At 73.1% G+C, this 13,892-nt stretch carries 13 protein-coding genes and 1 pseudogene; 4 read left to right on the top strand and 10 right to left on the bottom strand.

What is annotated here, in order from left to right; all coding sequences use genetic code 11:
• The 8 genes and pseudogenes from ACFTXQ_RS19615 to rimP all read right to left on the bottom strand — a co-directional run.
• Nucleotides 1-1,168: pseudogene (locus tag ACFTXQ_RS19615) on the bottom strand (serine protease); the annotation flags it as partial.
• Nucleotides 1,169-1,397: 229 nt separating this feature from the next.
• Nucleotides 1,398-2,306 carry a tRNA pseudouridine(55) synthase TruB gene (gene truB / locus ACFTXQ_RS19620; protein ID WP_382642357.1) on the bottom strand — a complete coding sequence of 303 codons (909 nt, stop codon included), beginning with the start codon at nucleotides 2,304-2,306 and terminating at the stop codon, nucleotides 1,398-1,400.
• Nucleotides 2,303-2,755, bottom strand: a complete 453-nt coding sequence (rbfA, locus tag ACFTXQ_RS19625) for a 30S ribosome-binding factor RbfA (RefSeq protein ID WP_382642359.1) — start codon at nucleotides 2,753-2,755, stop codon at nucleotides 2,303-2,305. Before rbfA ends, truB begins: the two co-directional genes overlap by 4 nt.
• Nucleotides 2,756-2,791: 36 nt before the next feature.
• On the bottom strand, nucleotides 2,792-3,085 hold the full coding sequence (locus tag ACFTXQ_RS19630; RefSeq protein ID WP_030030358.1) for a DUF503 domain-containing protein: 294 nt from the start codon (nucleotides 3,083-3,085) through the stop codon (nucleotides 2,792-2,794).
• Nucleotides 3,086-3,238: 153 nt separating this feature from the next.
• On the bottom strand, nucleotides 3,239-6,349 hold the full coding sequence (gene infB / locus ACFTXQ_RS19635) for a translation initiation factor IF-2 (RefSeq protein ID WP_382642361.1): 3,111 nt from the start codon (nucleotides 6,347-6,349) through the stop codon (nucleotides 3,239-3,241).
• A gap of 147 nt (nucleotides 6,350-6,496) precedes the next feature.
• Complete coding sequence (locus ACFTXQ_RS19640) at nucleotides 6,497-6,784, bottom strand: YlxR family protein (protein WP_382642363.1); 288 nt, start codon at nucleotides 6,782-6,784, stop codon at nucleotides 6,497-6,499.
• Between the two features lie 134 nt (nucleotides 6,785-6,918).
• Entirely contained in the window at nucleotides 6,919-7,917 is a 999-nt protein-coding gene (gene nusA / locus ACFTXQ_RS19645; RefSeq protein WP_382642365.1) for a transcription termination factor NusA, read from the bottom strand.
• Nucleotides 7,918-7,919: 2 nt separating this feature from the next.
• Nucleotides 7,920-8,417 carry a ribosome maturation factor RimP gene (rimP, locus tag ACFTXQ_RS19650; protein ID WP_382642367.1) on the bottom strand — a complete coding sequence of 166 codons (498 nt, stop codon included), beginning with the start codon at nucleotides 8,415-8,417 and terminating at the stop codon, nucleotides 7,920-7,922.
• Nucleotides 8,418-8,530: 113 nt separating this feature from the next.
• Here rimP and ACFTXQ_RS19655 point away from each other — a divergent pair, with 113 nt between their 5' ends.
• From ACFTXQ_RS19655 to ACFTXQ_RS19670, 4 genes are read left to right on the top strand one after another with little or no spacing between them, the layout of a single operon-like run.
• Complete coding sequence (locus ACFTXQ_RS19655; RefSeq protein WP_382642369.1) at nucleotides 8,531-9,127, top strand: hypothetical protein; 597 nt, start codon at nucleotides 8,531-8,533, stop codon at nucleotides 9,125-9,127.
• Nucleotides 9,124-9,564, top strand: a complete 441-nt coding sequence (locus tag ACFTXQ_RS19660; protein ID WP_382642371.1) for a ferritin-like domain-containing protein — start codon at nucleotides 9,124-9,126, stop codon at nucleotides 9,562-9,564. Before ACFTXQ_RS19655 ends, ACFTXQ_RS19660 begins: the two co-directional genes overlap by 4 nt.
• A 32-nt stretch (nucleotides 9,565-9,596) precedes the next feature.
• The gene (locus ACFTXQ_RS19665) at nucleotides 9,597-10,499 is read left to right on the top strand and encodes an aminoglycoside phosphotransferase family protein (protein WP_382642373.1); all 903 of its coding nucleotides are present in this window, start codon (nucleotides 9,597-9,599) and stop codon (nucleotides 10,497-10,499) included.
• A gap of 42 nt (nucleotides 10,500-10,541) precedes the next feature.
• Entirely contained in the window at nucleotides 10,542-11,468 is a 927-nt protein-coding gene (locus tag ACFTXQ_RS19670; protein WP_382642375.1) for a slipin family protein, read from the top strand.
• 119 nt (nucleotides 11,469-11,587) lie between these two features.
• Here ACFTXQ_RS19670 and ACFTXQ_RS19675 read toward each other — a convergent pair whose 3' ends face one another.
• Together ACFTXQ_RS19675 and ACFTXQ_RS19680 are read right to left on the bottom strand one after the other, a co-directional pair.
• Complete coding sequence (locus tag ACFTXQ_RS19675; protein WP_382642377.1) at nucleotides 11,588-13,288, bottom strand: proline--tRNA ligase; 1,701 nt, start codon at nucleotides 13,286-13,288, stop codon at nucleotides 11,588-11,590.
• Between the two features lie 42 nt (nucleotides 13,289-13,330).
• The gene (locus ACFTXQ_RS19680) at nucleotides 13,331-13,873 is read right to left on the bottom strand and encodes a GNAT family N-acetyltransferase (RefSeq protein ID WP_382642379.1); all 543 of its coding nucleotides are present in this window, start codon (nucleotides 13,871-13,873) and stop codon (nucleotides 13,331-13,333) included.
• Between the last annotated feature and the right edge of the window lie 19 nt (nucleotides 13,874-13,892).

Consider the following 13,892-nt stretch of genomic DNA (forward strand, 5'->3'; position numbering starts at 1 on the left):
CCGCCGGGGGCTGGGGGTCGCCATCCTGGGTCGGCGGCCAGGCCGGGCCGGCTCCGCCGGGGGCGGGGGTGTGCCGGGGCACCTCCTCGGGCGCCGAACGTGGCGAGGGGTCGGAGGGCGGGACGGGGGTTGCGTTCGGCGCCCTGCGGGGGCGCCCCGGCACACCCCCGCCCCCGTCGAAGCCTGCGGGCGTGGCCGCGGCCGACGGGTCCGGGGTCGCCAGGATCCGGGCCGCAGACGTCAGCGTGCGTGATACCGCGGCGGCCAGGGAGGTGTCCTCGGCCCGGAGGTCCGCGCCGCGCAGCCAGAGGGTGGGGGCCGGGAGGGGGCCGCGGGAGCGGCGGGCCGTCAGGGCGGCGAGGGCCGTGGTGCGGCCGGTGCCCGGGTTTCCTGCCACGCCGAGGACGAGGCGGTCCCCCGCCGTGAAGGCATCCAGTTCGGCGGCGACGGCCGGGCGGTCCACGGGGTCGGGCCCTGCCGGGGCGAAGGCCGCGCCGATGGTGGTCCCCGTCAGCTCCAGGGCGCCCGCGAGGTTGAGGTCCGCGCCGTAGGCCGGCACGGTCGCGGCGTTGCGCTCCAGCAGCGCGGAGAGGGGGCCGCCCGGGTCGGCCACGGCCGCCGCCCGCAGGGCCACGGCGAAGCCTCCGGAGCGGTGTCCCGCCTGCAGAGCGGTGCCCAGGACCGCGAGCACCGCTCCGGTCTCGGCGTCGAGGACCGGGCCCCCGCAGGCCTCACCGCCCAGCCGCAGCGCGTCGCGCCCGTCCGTCCCGATCGCCAGCTCCAGCGCCGTGCCCGCGGGCACCACGTGGACGCGGCCCGACGCCGGGTAGCCGACCTCCGCGCAGCCGAGCACCCGCGCCTGCCGCCACCCCCGGGCGGGCAGCCGTACGTACGTCCCCGGAGCGATCGCCTCGCGCGCCGCCACCGGGAGCGGCCGCGCCCCGAGCCCGTCGGTCCGTACGAGCGCCAGCGCCAGCCCGGGCAGCGCGGTCACGTCCCGCGCCTCCGCCAGCCAGGTCCGCGCGTCCGGCCCGGGCCCGTGCAGCACCACCCGGGTCAGCCCGTCCACGGCCTCGTGACCGGTGACCACCGTGCCGCGGTCGTCCGCGACGAAGCCGCTGCCGCGCGGCCGCCCGGCAAGATCGCAGATCCTGACCAGCTCCGACATGGCCGCACCACTCCCCCGCAACGCCCCGTGCTCACGACGGTAGGCAGGTGAAGATCAGCACGAAAAGCACGCAGGACGAACGCGCCCCCTTGCGCTCCCTCCATTCACTCCGAGCGCCTGCTCGGACGGGTGAATATCGGGGTCCGGGTGGATAGAGACCTACCCGAGGGGGGTCGTGGAGCGGTGAGCAGCAATCGATGTGCGCTCACCGCTCCACGTCAACGGGGCACTACGCGAAGACCGCCAGGGACTTCGCCTTGCCGCCCTTGTTCTCCACGAGCCCGAGCAGCGTTCCGTCCGGCCCGAACACCGCGACGGTCCGCCCGGCCTCGTACTCCTCCGGCATGGCGATCCGCACGCCGTTGGCGAGCAGCGAGGCCCGCCGGGCGTCCAGGTCCCAGCGCGGGAAGGCCGCGGCCGCCGCCTCGCCGATCGGCATGACGGTCAGCTCCTCCTGGAGCTGGTCCAGCGTGCGGGCCCGGTCGAGCTTGTACGGGCCCACCCGCGTGCGCCGCAGCGCGGTGAGGTGCCCGCCGACGCCGAGGTCGGCGCCCAGGTCGCGGGCGAGGGCGCGGATGTACGTACCGCTGGAGCAGACGACGGAGACGACGAGGTCGACGACCTTGGTGCCGTCCTCGGCCTCCGCCTCCCGCATGTCGTACACCTGGAAGGAGGAGACGGTCACCGGCCGGGCCGGGATCTCGAAGTCCTCGCCGTCCCGCGCGCGCTTGTAGGAGCGCACGCCCTTGATCTTGATGGCGCTGACCTTGGACGGGACCTGCATGATCTCGCCGCTCAGCTTGGCGATGCCCGCGTCCACGGCCTCCCGGGTGACCCCGGTGGCGTCCGTGGAGGAGGTGATCTCGCCTTCGGCGTCGTCCGTCAGGCTGTTCTGGCCCAGGCGGATGGTGCCGAGGTACTCCTTCTCCGTGAGCGCGAGGTGGCCGAGGAGCTTGGTGGCCTTCTCGACGCCCAGGACCAGCACGCCCGTCGCCATCGGGTCGAGCGTGCCGGCGTGGCCGACGCGCCGGGTCTTGGCGATCCCGCGCATCTTGGCGACCACGTCGTGCGAAGTGAAACCGGACGGCTTGTCGACGATGACCAGGCCGTCCGGAGTCTTCCCTGCGTTGCTGCTCATTCCGCGGCTGCGTCCTCGTCGTCCTCGTCGCCCGGCTTCTTGTACGGGTCGGCGTCGCCGGCGTAGGTGGCGCCGGAGGAGACCTCGCGCACCTGGGCGTCGGAGGCGCGCGCCTTGTCGAGGAGGTCCTCGATGGTCTTGGCGTTCTCCGGGAGGGCGTCCGCGACGAAGGTCAGGGTGGGCGTGAACTTGGTGCCCGCCGCCCGGCCGACCGCGGAGCGCAGGACGCCCTTGGCGCTCTCCAGGCCCGCCGCCGCGCTGGCCCGGTCCTCGTCGTCGCCGTAGACCGTGTAGAAGACCGTGGCCTCCCGCAGGTCGCCGGTGACCCGGGTGTCCGTGATGGTCACGTGCGTACCGAGGCGGGGGTCCTTGACACCACGCTGCAGCTTCTCGGCCACCACCTCCCGGATGAGGTCCGCCAGCTTCTTCGCCCGCGCATTGTCGGCCACTGGTCCGTCTCCTTCTTTTTTCTTGCAGACAAGCAATCAGTCTTCATCACCGTGGAAGCGCCGTCGTACGGACAGCAGCTCCACTTCCGGACGCGCCGCGACCAGCCGCTCGCAGCGGTCCAGTACGTCCGAGAGGAACCCCGCGTCCCCGCTCACCAGGGCGACCCCTATACGGGCCCTGCGGTGCAGGTCCTGGTCGCCCACTTCGGCCGCGCTCACGGAGAACTTGCGTTGGAGCTCGGCGACGATGGGCCGGACGACGGAGCGTTTCTCCTTCAGCGAGTGGACGTCGCCGAGGAGCAGGTCGAAGGACAGAGTCCCCACGTACATGCAGTTCCGGATATCCCGCCGGTGCGGGTTAGGTGGCCTGCCGGCCGTCGCTCGGCAGGGTCACCAGAACCGTACACGCAACGGCCGGGGCCGATCGACGGATATTCCGCCGACCGGCCCCGGGGTTACGACACGGTGCGAACCGCCCCGCGCTTACGCGCGCGGCTTCTCGCGCATCTCGTACGTCGCGATGACGTCGTCGATCTTGATGTCGTTGAAGGAACCGAGGTTGATACCACCCTCGAAGCCCTCGCGGATCTCGGTGACGTCGTCCTTGAAGCGGCGCAGACCGGAGATGGTGAGGTTCTCCGCGATGACCTTGCCATCGCGCAGCAGGCGCGCCTTGGTGTTGCGCTTGACCTCGCCGGAGCGGATGAGGACACCCGCGATGTTGCCCAGCTTGGACGAGCGGAAGATCTCGCGGACCTCCGCCGTACCGAGCTCGACCTCTTCGTACTCCGGCTTGAGGAGACCCTTCAGGGCCGCCTCGATCTCCTCGATGGCCTGGTAGATCACCGAGTAGTAGCGGACGTCGACGCCCTCGCGGTCCGCCATCTGCGCGGCACGGCCGGCCGCACGGACGTTGTAACCGATGACGATGGCGTCGGAGCCCATCGCCAGGGCGATGTCGGACTCGGTGACCGCACCCACACCGCGGTGCAGGACGCGGATGTCGACCTCTTCACCGACGTCGAGCTGGAGCAGCGAGGACTCGAGGGCCTCGACCGCACCGGACGCGTCGCCCTTGATGATGAGGTTGAGTTCCTGGACCAGACCGGCCTTGAGGACCGAGTCCAGGTCTTCCAGGGACACCCGGCGGACGCGCTTGGCGAAGTTGGCGTTGCGCTCGCGCGCAGCACGCTTCTCGGCGATCTGACGGGCCGTACGGTCCTCGTCGACGACGAGGAAGTTGTCGCCGGCGCCGGGGACGTTGGTGAGACCCAGGACCAGGACGGGGGTCGACGGACCCGCTTCCTCGACGTTGTTGCCCTTGTCGTCGAGCATGGCGCGCACGCGGCCGTAGGCGTCGCCCACGACCATGGTGTCGCCGACGCGGAGGGTACCGCGCTGGACGAGGACGGTGGCGACGGCACCGCGGCCGCGGTCGAGGTGGGACTCGATCGCAATACCCTGAGCGTCCTGCTCCGGGTTGGCGCGGAGGTCGAGCGAGGCGTCGGCGGTGAGGACGACGGCCTCCAGCAGGGAGTCGATGTGCAGACCCTGCTTGGCGGAGATGTCGACGAACATCGTGTCGCCGCCGTACTCCTCGGCGACCAGACCGAACTCGGTGAGCTGACCGCGCACCTTCGTCGGGTCGGCACCCTCGACGTCGATCTTGTTGACCGCGACGACGATCGGGACGCCGGCGGCCTTGGCGTGGTTGAGCGCCTCGATCGTCTGCGGCATGACGCCGTCGTTGGCCGCGACCACGAGGATCGCGATGTCGGTCGACTTGGCACCACGGGCACGCATGGCGGTGAACGCCTCGTGACCCGGGGTGTCGATGAAGGTGATGCGACGGTCTTCGTCGTTGACCTGGGTGGAGACCTGGTAGGCACCGATGTGCTGGGTGATGCCACCGGCCTCGCCCGCGACGACGTTCGTCTTGCGGATCGCGTCGAGCAGTCGGGTCTTACCGTGGTCGACGTGACCCATGACGGTCACGACCGGCGGACGCGGCATGAGGAATTCCTCGCCGCCCTCGTCCTCGCCGAACTCGATGTCGAAGCCCTCGAGGAGCTCGCGGTCCTCCTCCTCCGGGCTGACGATCTGAACTTCGTAGTTCATCTCGCCCGCGAGGAGCTGGAGGGTCTCGTCGGAGACGGACTGCGTGGCAGTGACCATCTCGCCGAGGTTCATCATCACGGCGACGAGCGACGCCGGGTTGGCGTTGATCTTCTCCGCGAAGTCGGTGAGGGAGGCACCGCGCGACAGGCGAACGGTCTCGCCGTTGCCGCGGGGCAGCATCACGCCGCCGACGGACGGGGCCTGCATGGCCTCGTACTCCTGGCGCCGCTGACGCTTGGACTTGCGACCGCGACGGGCCGGACCGCCGGGACGGCCGAAGGCACCCTGCGTGCCACCACGGGCACCGGGACCACCGGGACGCCCGCCGAAGCCGGGACGACCGCCGCCACCGGCGCCGGCCGGGCCGCCGCCGAAGCCGCCGCCACCCGGACGCGGGCCGCCGAAGCCGCCGCCGCCCGCGGGACGCGAGCCCGGACCGGCCGGACGGCCGGCGAAGCCGCCGCCGCCGGGACGACCGGCGCCACCGGGACGCGGGCCACCGGCACCGGGACCACGGCCACCGGGGCCGCCACCGGGACGGGGACCGGGACCACCGGCAGCGGGACGCTGCGGCATCATGCCCGGGTTCGGACGGTTACCACCGGGAGCACCGCCCGGACGCGGGGCGCCGCCCTGCGGACGGGGCATGCCGCCCGGGGTCGGACGGGCGCCGCCGGGACCCTGCGGACGCGGAGCGCCACCGGGACCACCCTGCGGGCGGGGAGCACCCTGGCCGCCGCCGGCGCCGGGGGCACCGGGACGCGGGGCGCCGGCCGGACGGGGCGCCTGCGGGCGCGCCATGCCGGTGGAGCCACCAGAGGTGAACGGGTTGTTGCCCGGACGGGGACCCGCCGGACGGGCGCCCTGCGGGCGCGGCGCCGAGGCACCGGGACGCGGGGCGGAGGCACCGGGGGTGCCGGCCGGGCGCGGGGCGCCGGGACGGGCGCCGGCCTGCGGCTGACCACCCTGGGCGGCCGGACGCTGCTGCGCCGGACGCGGACCGGGGGCCGCGGGACGCTCGGTGCGCGCCGGGGCGGCCGGGGCCGCCGGAGGCGCGGAGAACTCGGTCGCCACGGGCGCCGCCGGAGCGGGCTTCGGGGCGGCCGGAGCCTTCGGGCCGGGACGCGGGCCGGGGGCGGCCGGGGTCACCGGGGCAGCTGCGGCCGGGGCCTCGGCAGCGGCCGGCTTGGGGGCCGGGGCGCCGGGCTTCGGGGCAGCGGGACGTGCCGCAGCGGCCGGGGAGGGCGCCGCGGGCTTGGCGGGCGCGGCCTTGCGGGGCGCGCCGGGCTTTGCAGCGGTCTTGCCGGCGTTGCCGCCGGGCCCCTGCAGTGCGTCAGTCAACTTGCGTACAACCGGCGCCTCGATCGTCGAGGACGCCGAACGGACGAACTCACCGAGTTCCTGGAGCTTGGCCATGACGACCTTGCTCTCAACTCCGAACTCCTTGGCGAGTTCGTATACCCGGACCTTAGCCACTTCGCTCCTTTTAGGTCCGGGTTACGCCGGACCGTCGCTACTTCATGGGCGTACTCATCGCGTACTCATCGAGTGCTCATCGCAATCTCGACCTACTTCCAACTCGCGAGGTACCTGACCGCACGGGGATCCGTGCCGTACTTCTTCTTACGGTGTCGCCCCGGCCTCACCGGCCAGGGCTTTGCGCAGTTCCGTCGTGTCGAGCGCTCCGGCGGACCGAAGGGCCCGGGGGAACGCCCGGCGGCGGACCGCCTGGTCGAGGCAGACCACGGCAGGGTGCACGTAGGCACCCCGGCCGGGCAGCGTACCGCGATGATCGGGGACGCATTCGTCCTCGATCGCCACGATGCGCAGCAGATCGCTCTTGGCCGCTCGCTCCCGACAGCCCACACAGGTGCGTTCGGGGCATGCGCGGGCTTGCGTCCGGCCAGACACGCCTAAGTCTACCTCCCCGTACCGACCTCACCCCTTCAGGTGATAAATCGAACGGATGTTGTCGATCGCGTACCCCCAGCGGGGGTACGCGGTGATCCCTGTCTACCGCTGGGGTAGCCCCCCGCGGTACCGGTTTATTCCCCGCCCTGCTCCGCCGGCTGCTCGGTGTCGGGGCGGATGTCGATGCGCCAGCCGGTGAGCCGCGCGGCGAGGCGGGCGTTCTGGCCCTCCTTGCCGATGGCCAGCGACAGCTGGTAGTCGGGCACGGTGACCCGGGCGGAACGGGTGTCCCAGTCGACGACCTCGACCTTGCTCACCCGGGCGGGTGACAGCGCGTTCGCGACCATCTCCGCCGGGTCGTCCGACCAGTCGACGATGTCGATCTTCTCGCCGTGCAGCTCGGCCATCACGTTGCGCACGCGGCTGCCCATCGGGCCGATGCAGGCGCCCTTCGGGTTCAGGCCGGAGCGGGTGGACCGTACGGCGATCTTGGTGCGGTGACCGGCCTCGCGGGCGATCGCCGAGATCTCGACGCTGCCGTCGGCGATCTCCGGGACCTCCAGCGAGAAGAGCTTCTTCACCAGGTTGGGGTGGGTGCGCGAGAGGGTCACGGACGGACCGCGGACGCCCTTCGCCACGCGCACGACGTACGCCTTCAGGCGCAGCCCGTGCGCGTACTCCTCGCCGGGGACCTGCTCCTGCACCGGCAGGATGGCCTCCAGCTTGCCGATGTCGACGAGGACGTTCTTGGGGTCCTTGCCCTGCTGCACGACGCCGGTGATGACGTCGCCCTCACGGCCGGCGAACTCGCCGAAGGTCAGGTCGTCCTCGGCGTCGCGCAGACGCTGGAGGATCACCTGCTTGGCGGTCGTCGCGGCGATCCGGCCGAAGTCCGACGGGGTGTCGTCGAACTCCTTGGGTTCCTGGCCCTCTTCGAGGTCCCTCGGGTCTTCCGTCGCCCACACGACCACGTGACCGTTGGTGCGGTCCAGCACGACGCGGGCGCGGCGGAAGCTCCCCTCGGTCCGGTGGTACGCGATGAGGAGGGCCGACTCGATCGCCTCGACGAGCAGGTCGAAGGAGATCTCCTTCTCCCGGACCAGACCCCGCAGGGCACTCATGTCGATGTCCACGACTACGCCTCCTCTTCCTTCTTGTCCTTGCGGCTGAACTCGATCTCGACACGCGCCTTGGCGATGTCGGTGAAAGCAATGCGGCGGGCGGTCGCCTTGCGGCCCTTCACGCCCGGAACTTCGAGGTCCAGTCCCTCGTCGTCCACGTCGAGGATGCGGGCGATGAGTTCCCCGCCCTCCGCGAGCTGGAACTTCACGAGACGACCGGTCGCCCGTACGTAGTGACGGTGCTCGGTCAGCGGGCGGTCGGCGCCCGGCGAGCTCACCTCGAGGACGTACTCGTCCTCGCCCATCACGTCGGACTCGTCGAGCCGGTCGGAGACCTCGCGACTCAGCTCGGCACACGCGTCCAGCTCCACGCCTTCGTCGGAGTCCACGATGATGCGCAGCATCCGGCGCTTGCCCGCGCGGGACATCTCGATCTCTTCGAGGTCCAGGCCCTTGGCGGCGACGAGCGGCTCCAGCAGTCCGCGCAGCCTGTCGCTCTGGGTGGTGCTCATCCGGGTGACTCCTCGGCCGCGTGTGCTGTTGTGGTTTCGTCGTGTGTCAGGTCAAAGGGTATCCGGTCGCGGAGGGTGTTGCCGTCAAGCCTGTGGACAGGGCCCCGGGTACCGTGATCACACCCTGCCCCGCCATCACCCCCGAGGACGTCGCCGTGCCCTGGACCCTGCCACCCCGGCCGTCGAGAAGGAGCCTGCTCGCCGGTGCCGCCGGCGCGGCCGGTGCCGCGCTGCTCGCCGGGTGCTCCGATGGCCCCTCGCCCGACGGTGACGCCGGGATTCCACTCGAACGGCGGATGCGGGAGGCGGCCGTTCGTGACACCGGGCGACTGCTGGAACGTTACGACGCCACGGCCGCCGCCCACCCGGCGCTGGCGGCGCGCCTGGCCCCGCTGCGCGCCGCCGTCGCCGCGCACGCGGCGGCCCTGTCCCCCGCCCCCGCGGGCTCGCGGTCCGCCTCCCGGTCCGCGCCCCCGTCGCCGTCCGCGGCGGCCGGCGCGGCCGCTCCCGCGCCGAGCGGGGAGCCGGTGCCGGCCAAGGCGGAGGAGGCCCTGACCGCCCTGGCCGACGCCGAACGCAGCCTGTCGGAGGCCCGGACCATCGACCTGGCCGGGGCTCCGGGGGAGCTGGCCCGGATGCTGGCCTCCGTGGCCGCCTGCGGCGCCGTACACGCCTACCTGCTGACCTCGAACACGGGAGCCAAGCCGTGACCCCCGAACCCTCCCCCGCCGGCCGGCCCCTGGAGGCCGCGCAGGCCGCCCTGGCCGCCGAGCACGCGGCCGCGTACGGCTACGGGGTGATCGGCGCCCGGACCGCCGGGGCCCGTGCGACGGAGGCCCGCGAGGCCTACGCCGGCCACCTCGCGCGGCGTGACGCCCTCGCCCGCACCGTGCGGGAGCTGGGCGGCGCGCCCCGGCCCGCGGAGGCGGCCTACGCCCTGCCGTTCCAGGTGCGCACCCCCGCCGACGCGGAGCGGCTGGCCGCCGAGATCGAGGACCGGGTGGCCGGCGCGTACTCCGATCTGGTGCGGGCGGCGGAGGGGCCGCTGCGCCGCATGGCGGCCGACGCGCTGAGCGCCGCGGCCGTGCGCGCGGCACGCTGGCGTGGTGTCGGCGTAGCCTTCCCTGGGCTCACGGAACGCGCATAACGAGCCGCACCACTGAAAGGGACCACGCACGCATGGCTTTCGAACCGCCGCAGCGGCTTGTACGGGCGCTCGGCGAGATGCCGGAATCGGACCGGGAGGCGGACTGGCTGCGGCAGCTGCCGAAGCTCGCCGAAGCGGCGCTGGCCCGGCGCGGGGTGGAGGCCCAGCGGGTGCAGGCCCCGGGCGGGCGCAGCAGTCTGGTCGTGCTCGTCCGGTACGCCGACGGGACCCCGGCGGCCCTGAAGCTGGCACCCCCGCAGGCCCGGCCCGACCGGGAGCTGGCCGCGCTGGCGCACTGGGGCGGATTCGGAGCCGTACGGGTCCTCGACACCCGGCACCACGAGGAGGACGGGGCGCTGCTGCTGGAGCGGCTGCACCCCGAGGTCTCGCTGCGGTCGCTGCCGGAGGCGAAGGCGCTGCTGGAGGCGAGCGGCACGCTGCGCAGGCTGTGGGTGGCGCCGCCGGCCGGGCACGACTGGGAGACGGTGGCCGAGCGCACGGGCCGGCAGTCGGCGGGGCTGCGGGCCGCCCCGGCGGAGGTGCGGGCCCTGGCCGACACGGCGCTGGCGCTGCGCGAGGAGCTGCTCGCGGCCCCGCCGGAGGAGGTCCTGCTGCACGGGAACTTCCGGCAGGGCAAGGTCCTCGCCGGTGAGCGGGCGCCGTGGCTGACGGTGGGGCCCGAGCCGCTGACGGGCGAGCGGGCGTACGACCTGGCGCGGCTGGTCCGGGACCGGCTGGAGGACCAGGTGGCCTCCTCGGCGGGGGCGGCGGGCGCCCGGCGCCGGGTCAACAAGCTGGCCGACGCCCTGGACGTGGACCGGGAGCGGCTGCGGGGCTGGACGGTGTTCCGGGCGGTGGAGTCGGGCAACCGTGCGCTGGCGGCCGGACGGCTGCGGGACGCGGAGCAGCTGCTGGAGTTCGCGGCCTGGCTGTAGGGCATACCGTAGGTAGGAAGGTATGTCCGGCAGGGGGCCGTCATGGTCGAAGAACTGCTGACCGCGGGAATCGCCGCCGGTGTGGGAATCCTGGCCTACGTGGGCGCCGCCGCACGGGTGGTGAAGCAGTACGAGCGGGGCCTGGTCTTCCGCTTCGGTCGGCTGCGCGATGACATCCGGGCCCCCGGCTTCACCGTGATCGTCCCGGGCGTGGACCGCCTGCGGAAGGTCAACATGCAGATCGTGACGCTGCCGGTGCCGGCCCAGGAGGGCATCACCCGGGACAACGTCACGGTGCGGGTGGACGCGGTCGTGTACTTCAAGGTGGTCGACCCGGCGAACGCGATCGTGGCAGTGGAGGACTACCGCTTCGCCGTCTCGCAGATGGCGCAGACCTCGCTGCGGTCGATCATCGGCAAGTCGGACCTGGACGACCTGCTGTCCAACCGGGAGATGCTCAACCAGGGCCTGGAGCTGATGATCGACAGCCCGGCGGTGGGGTGGGGCGTGCAGATCGACCGGGTGGAGATCAAGGACGTGTCGCTGCCGGAGACGATGAAGCGGTCGATGGCGCGGCAGGCGGAGGCCGATCGCGAGCGGCGGGCGCGGGTGATCAACGCGGATGCGGAGCTGCAGGCCTCGCACAAGCTCGCCGAGGCGGCGGCGGTGATGTCGGACCAGCCGGCGGCGCTTCAGCTGCGCCTGCTGCAGACGGTGGTGGCGGTGGCGGCCGAGAAGAACTCGACGCTGGTCCTGCCCTTCCCGGTGGAGCTGCTCCGCTTCCTGGAACGCGCCGCGCCGCCTCCGGCGGGCGAGCCCGGCGCCGATGCGGCGCCGCCGCGGCCCGTCCCACCGGGGGACGCCCCGCCGCCCGGCATCACCGGCGCAGCCGCCGACGGCTCGGGGCCGGCCCCGGGTGTGACGCTGGATGGTTCGCCGCCGCCGTCGCCGGACGAGCGGGCGGGGTAGCCGCTGCGCGGAGCAGTCCCCTACCCGCCCTTCCACCGTTCCCCGGGCTCTGCCCGGACCCGCGCCTCAAACGCCGGCGAGGGGCGCGGGCGCGCAGCGCCCGTAGAAGCCCCGCAGGGTTACGAGGCCAGGCGGGACAGGGCCTCCTGGAGGGGGAGTTCCTCGCGGGTGCCCGTGCGGCGGTTCTGGAGTTCGACCACGCCATCGGCGGAGCGGCGGCCCGCGACCAGGATCCACGGCACACCGATCAGCTCCGCGTCCGTGAGCTTCACGCCCGGGGAGAGGCCGGGCCGGTCGTCCAGCAGGACCCGGAGACCCGAGCCGGCGAGCGCAGCGGCCGCCTCCTCCGCCAGCGCGAGCGGCACGGCCTTGCCCGCCGCCACCACGTGGACGTCGGCCGGGGCAACCTCCGCCGGCCAGCACAGCCCCCGCCCGTCCGCCGTCTGCTCGGCCAGCGCGGCCACCGCCCGCGACACCCCGATGCCGTACGAGCCCATCGTGACCCGTACCGGCTTGCCCTGCGGGCCCAGCACGTCCAGCCCGAACGCGTCCGCGTACTTGCGACCCAGCTGGAAGATGTGGCCGATCTCGATGGCCCGGCCCAGCTTGAGGCCGGTACCGCAGCGCGGGCAGGGGTCGCCCGGCTCGACGACGACCACGTCCAGGTACCGGTCCACCTCGAAGTCCCGCCCGCAGACCACGTTCCGCGCATGCGTGTCGGCCTTGTTGGCCCCCGTCACCCACGCCGTGCCGGGCGCGACCCGCGGGTCGGCCAGGTAGCGGACCTTCTCCAGGCCCTGCGGGCCCACGTAACCCCGTACGAGGTCGGGCCGGTCCACGAAGTCCTCGGCCGTCACGAGTTCCACCACCGCCGGGGCCAGGTGCTCGCCGAGCTTGCCGAGGTCCACCTCCCGGTCCCCCGGCACGCCGACGGCCACGATCTCGCCGTCGACCTTCACCAGGAGGTTCTTCAGGGTCGCCGAGGCGGGGACCCCCAGGTGCGCGGCGAGGGTCTCGATCGTCGGGGTGTCGGGGGTGTCCACCTCCTCCAGTGCCGGGTGCGCGCCGCCGTCCACCGGCGTCAGGGCGAAGGTGACGGCCTCCGTGTTCGCCGCGTAGTCGCAGGACGGGCAGTCCACGAAGGTGTCCTCGCCCGCCTCCGCCGGCGCCAGGAACTCCTCGGACGCCGAGCCGCCCATCGCCCCCGACACCGCCGACACGATCCGGTGGTCCAGGCCGAGGCGCTCGAAGATGCGGATGTAGGCCTCGCGGTGGAGCCGGTACGACTCGGCCAGGCCCTCGTCGGACACGTCGAAGGAGTAGGAGTCCTTCATCTGGAACTCGCGCCCGCGCAGCACCCCGGAGCGGGGCCGCGCCTCGTCGCGGTACTTGGTCTGGATCTGGTAGAGCATGACCGGCAGGTCCTTGTACGAGGTGCACTGGTCCTTCACCACCAGGGTGAAGATCTCCTCGTGGGTGGGGCCGAGCAGGTAGTCCGCGCCCTTGCGGTCCCTGAGCCGGAACAGCAGGTCCCCGTACTCCGACCACCGCCCGCTGACCTCGTACGGCTCCTTGGGCAGCAGCGCGGGCAGCAGCACCTCCTGGGCGCCGATCGCGTCCATCTCCTCGCGGACGATGCGCGAGACGTTGTCCAGGACCCGCTTGCCGAGCGGCAGCCACGTCCACACACCGGCGGAGCTGCGCCGGACGTAGCCGGCGCGGACCAGGAGCCGGTGGCTGAGGGTTTCGGCGTCGGCCGGGTCCTCGCGGAGGGTCTTGGCCATGAGGCGGGACATGCGCTGCACGTGTTGCGTAGACATGCAGCGAGGCTACCGGGGGCCGTACGGGGGCCGGAAACGGTTTCAGGGCCGCAGGAGCGGCAGCGGGGCGCCCATGACGGCGTACGGGAGGCTCGCGCTCGGGAAGTGGACCTGGCGGGCGAGGTCCGTGTAGCCGAGGGCGCGGTAGAGGCCGCGTGCGGGGCTCTCGGTGTCGATGGCGGAGAGGATGGAGCGCGGCTCGGCGGCGCTGTCGGTGATGCCGGTGATCAGCGCGCGGCCGACGCCGTGGCCCTGGAAGCCGGGGTGGACGTGCAGCTCGGTGATGACGAAGGAGCCGTCGAGCCAGTGCTCGTGCCCGGTGGCCCGCAGGTAGGGCTCGACGATCGTGGACCACCAGTGGGTCCGGTCGTTGGGCATCCCGTAGACGAAGCCGGTGAGGGCGCCGTCCTCGGCGAAGGCCCCGAGGGCGCGGGCGCCGCGGCAGGTCATGTGGCGCTGGACGATGTAGCGCCGGATGCCGACCTCCTCCTCGCTGAGGCCGAAGGCGACGGCCTGCACGCGCAGGGCCTCGTCCACGCGGGCGGCGAGGTCGAGGGGGCCGATGCGGAGTCCGGTAGGCAGCATGCGGCGACCTTACTGCGGG

The organism is Streptomyces sp. NPDC057010 (assembly GCF_042673805.1).
Classification (GTDB): Bacteria; Actinomycetota; Actinomycetes; order Streptomycetales; family Streptomycetaceae; genus Streptomyces.

Excerpts from the sequence above, each read along its gene's own strand:
- ACFTXQ_RS19680 (WP_382642379.1), bottom strand. The coding sequence starts at position 13,873 with ATGCTGCCTACCGGACTCCGCATCGGCCCCCTCGACCTCGCCGCCCGC.
- rimP (WP_382642367.1), bottom strand. The coding sequence starts at position 8,417 with ATGAGCACCACCCAGAGCGACAGGCTGCGCGGACTGCTGGAGCCGCTC.
- ACFTXQ_RS19675 (WP_382642377.1), bottom strand. The coding sequence starts at position 13,288 with ATGTCTACGCAACACGTGCAGCGCATGTCCCGCCTCATGGCCAAGACC.
- ACFTXQ_RS19630 (WP_030030358.1), bottom strand. The coding sequence starts at position 3,085 with ATGTACGTGGGGACTCTGTCCTTCGACCTGCTCCTCGGCGACGTCCAC.
- truB (WP_382642357.1), bottom strand. The coding sequence starts at position 2,306 with ATGAGCAGCAACGCAGGGAAGACTCCGGACGGCCTGGTCATCGTCGAC.
- ACFTXQ_RS19665 (WP_382642373.1), top strand. The coding sequence starts at position 9,597 with ATGGCTTTCGAACCGCCGCAGCGGCTTGTACGGGCGCTCGGCGAGATG.
- ACFTXQ_RS19670 (WP_382642375.1), top strand. The coding sequence starts at position 10,542 with ATGGTCGAAGAACTGCTGACCGCGGGAATCGCCGCCGGTGTGGGAATC.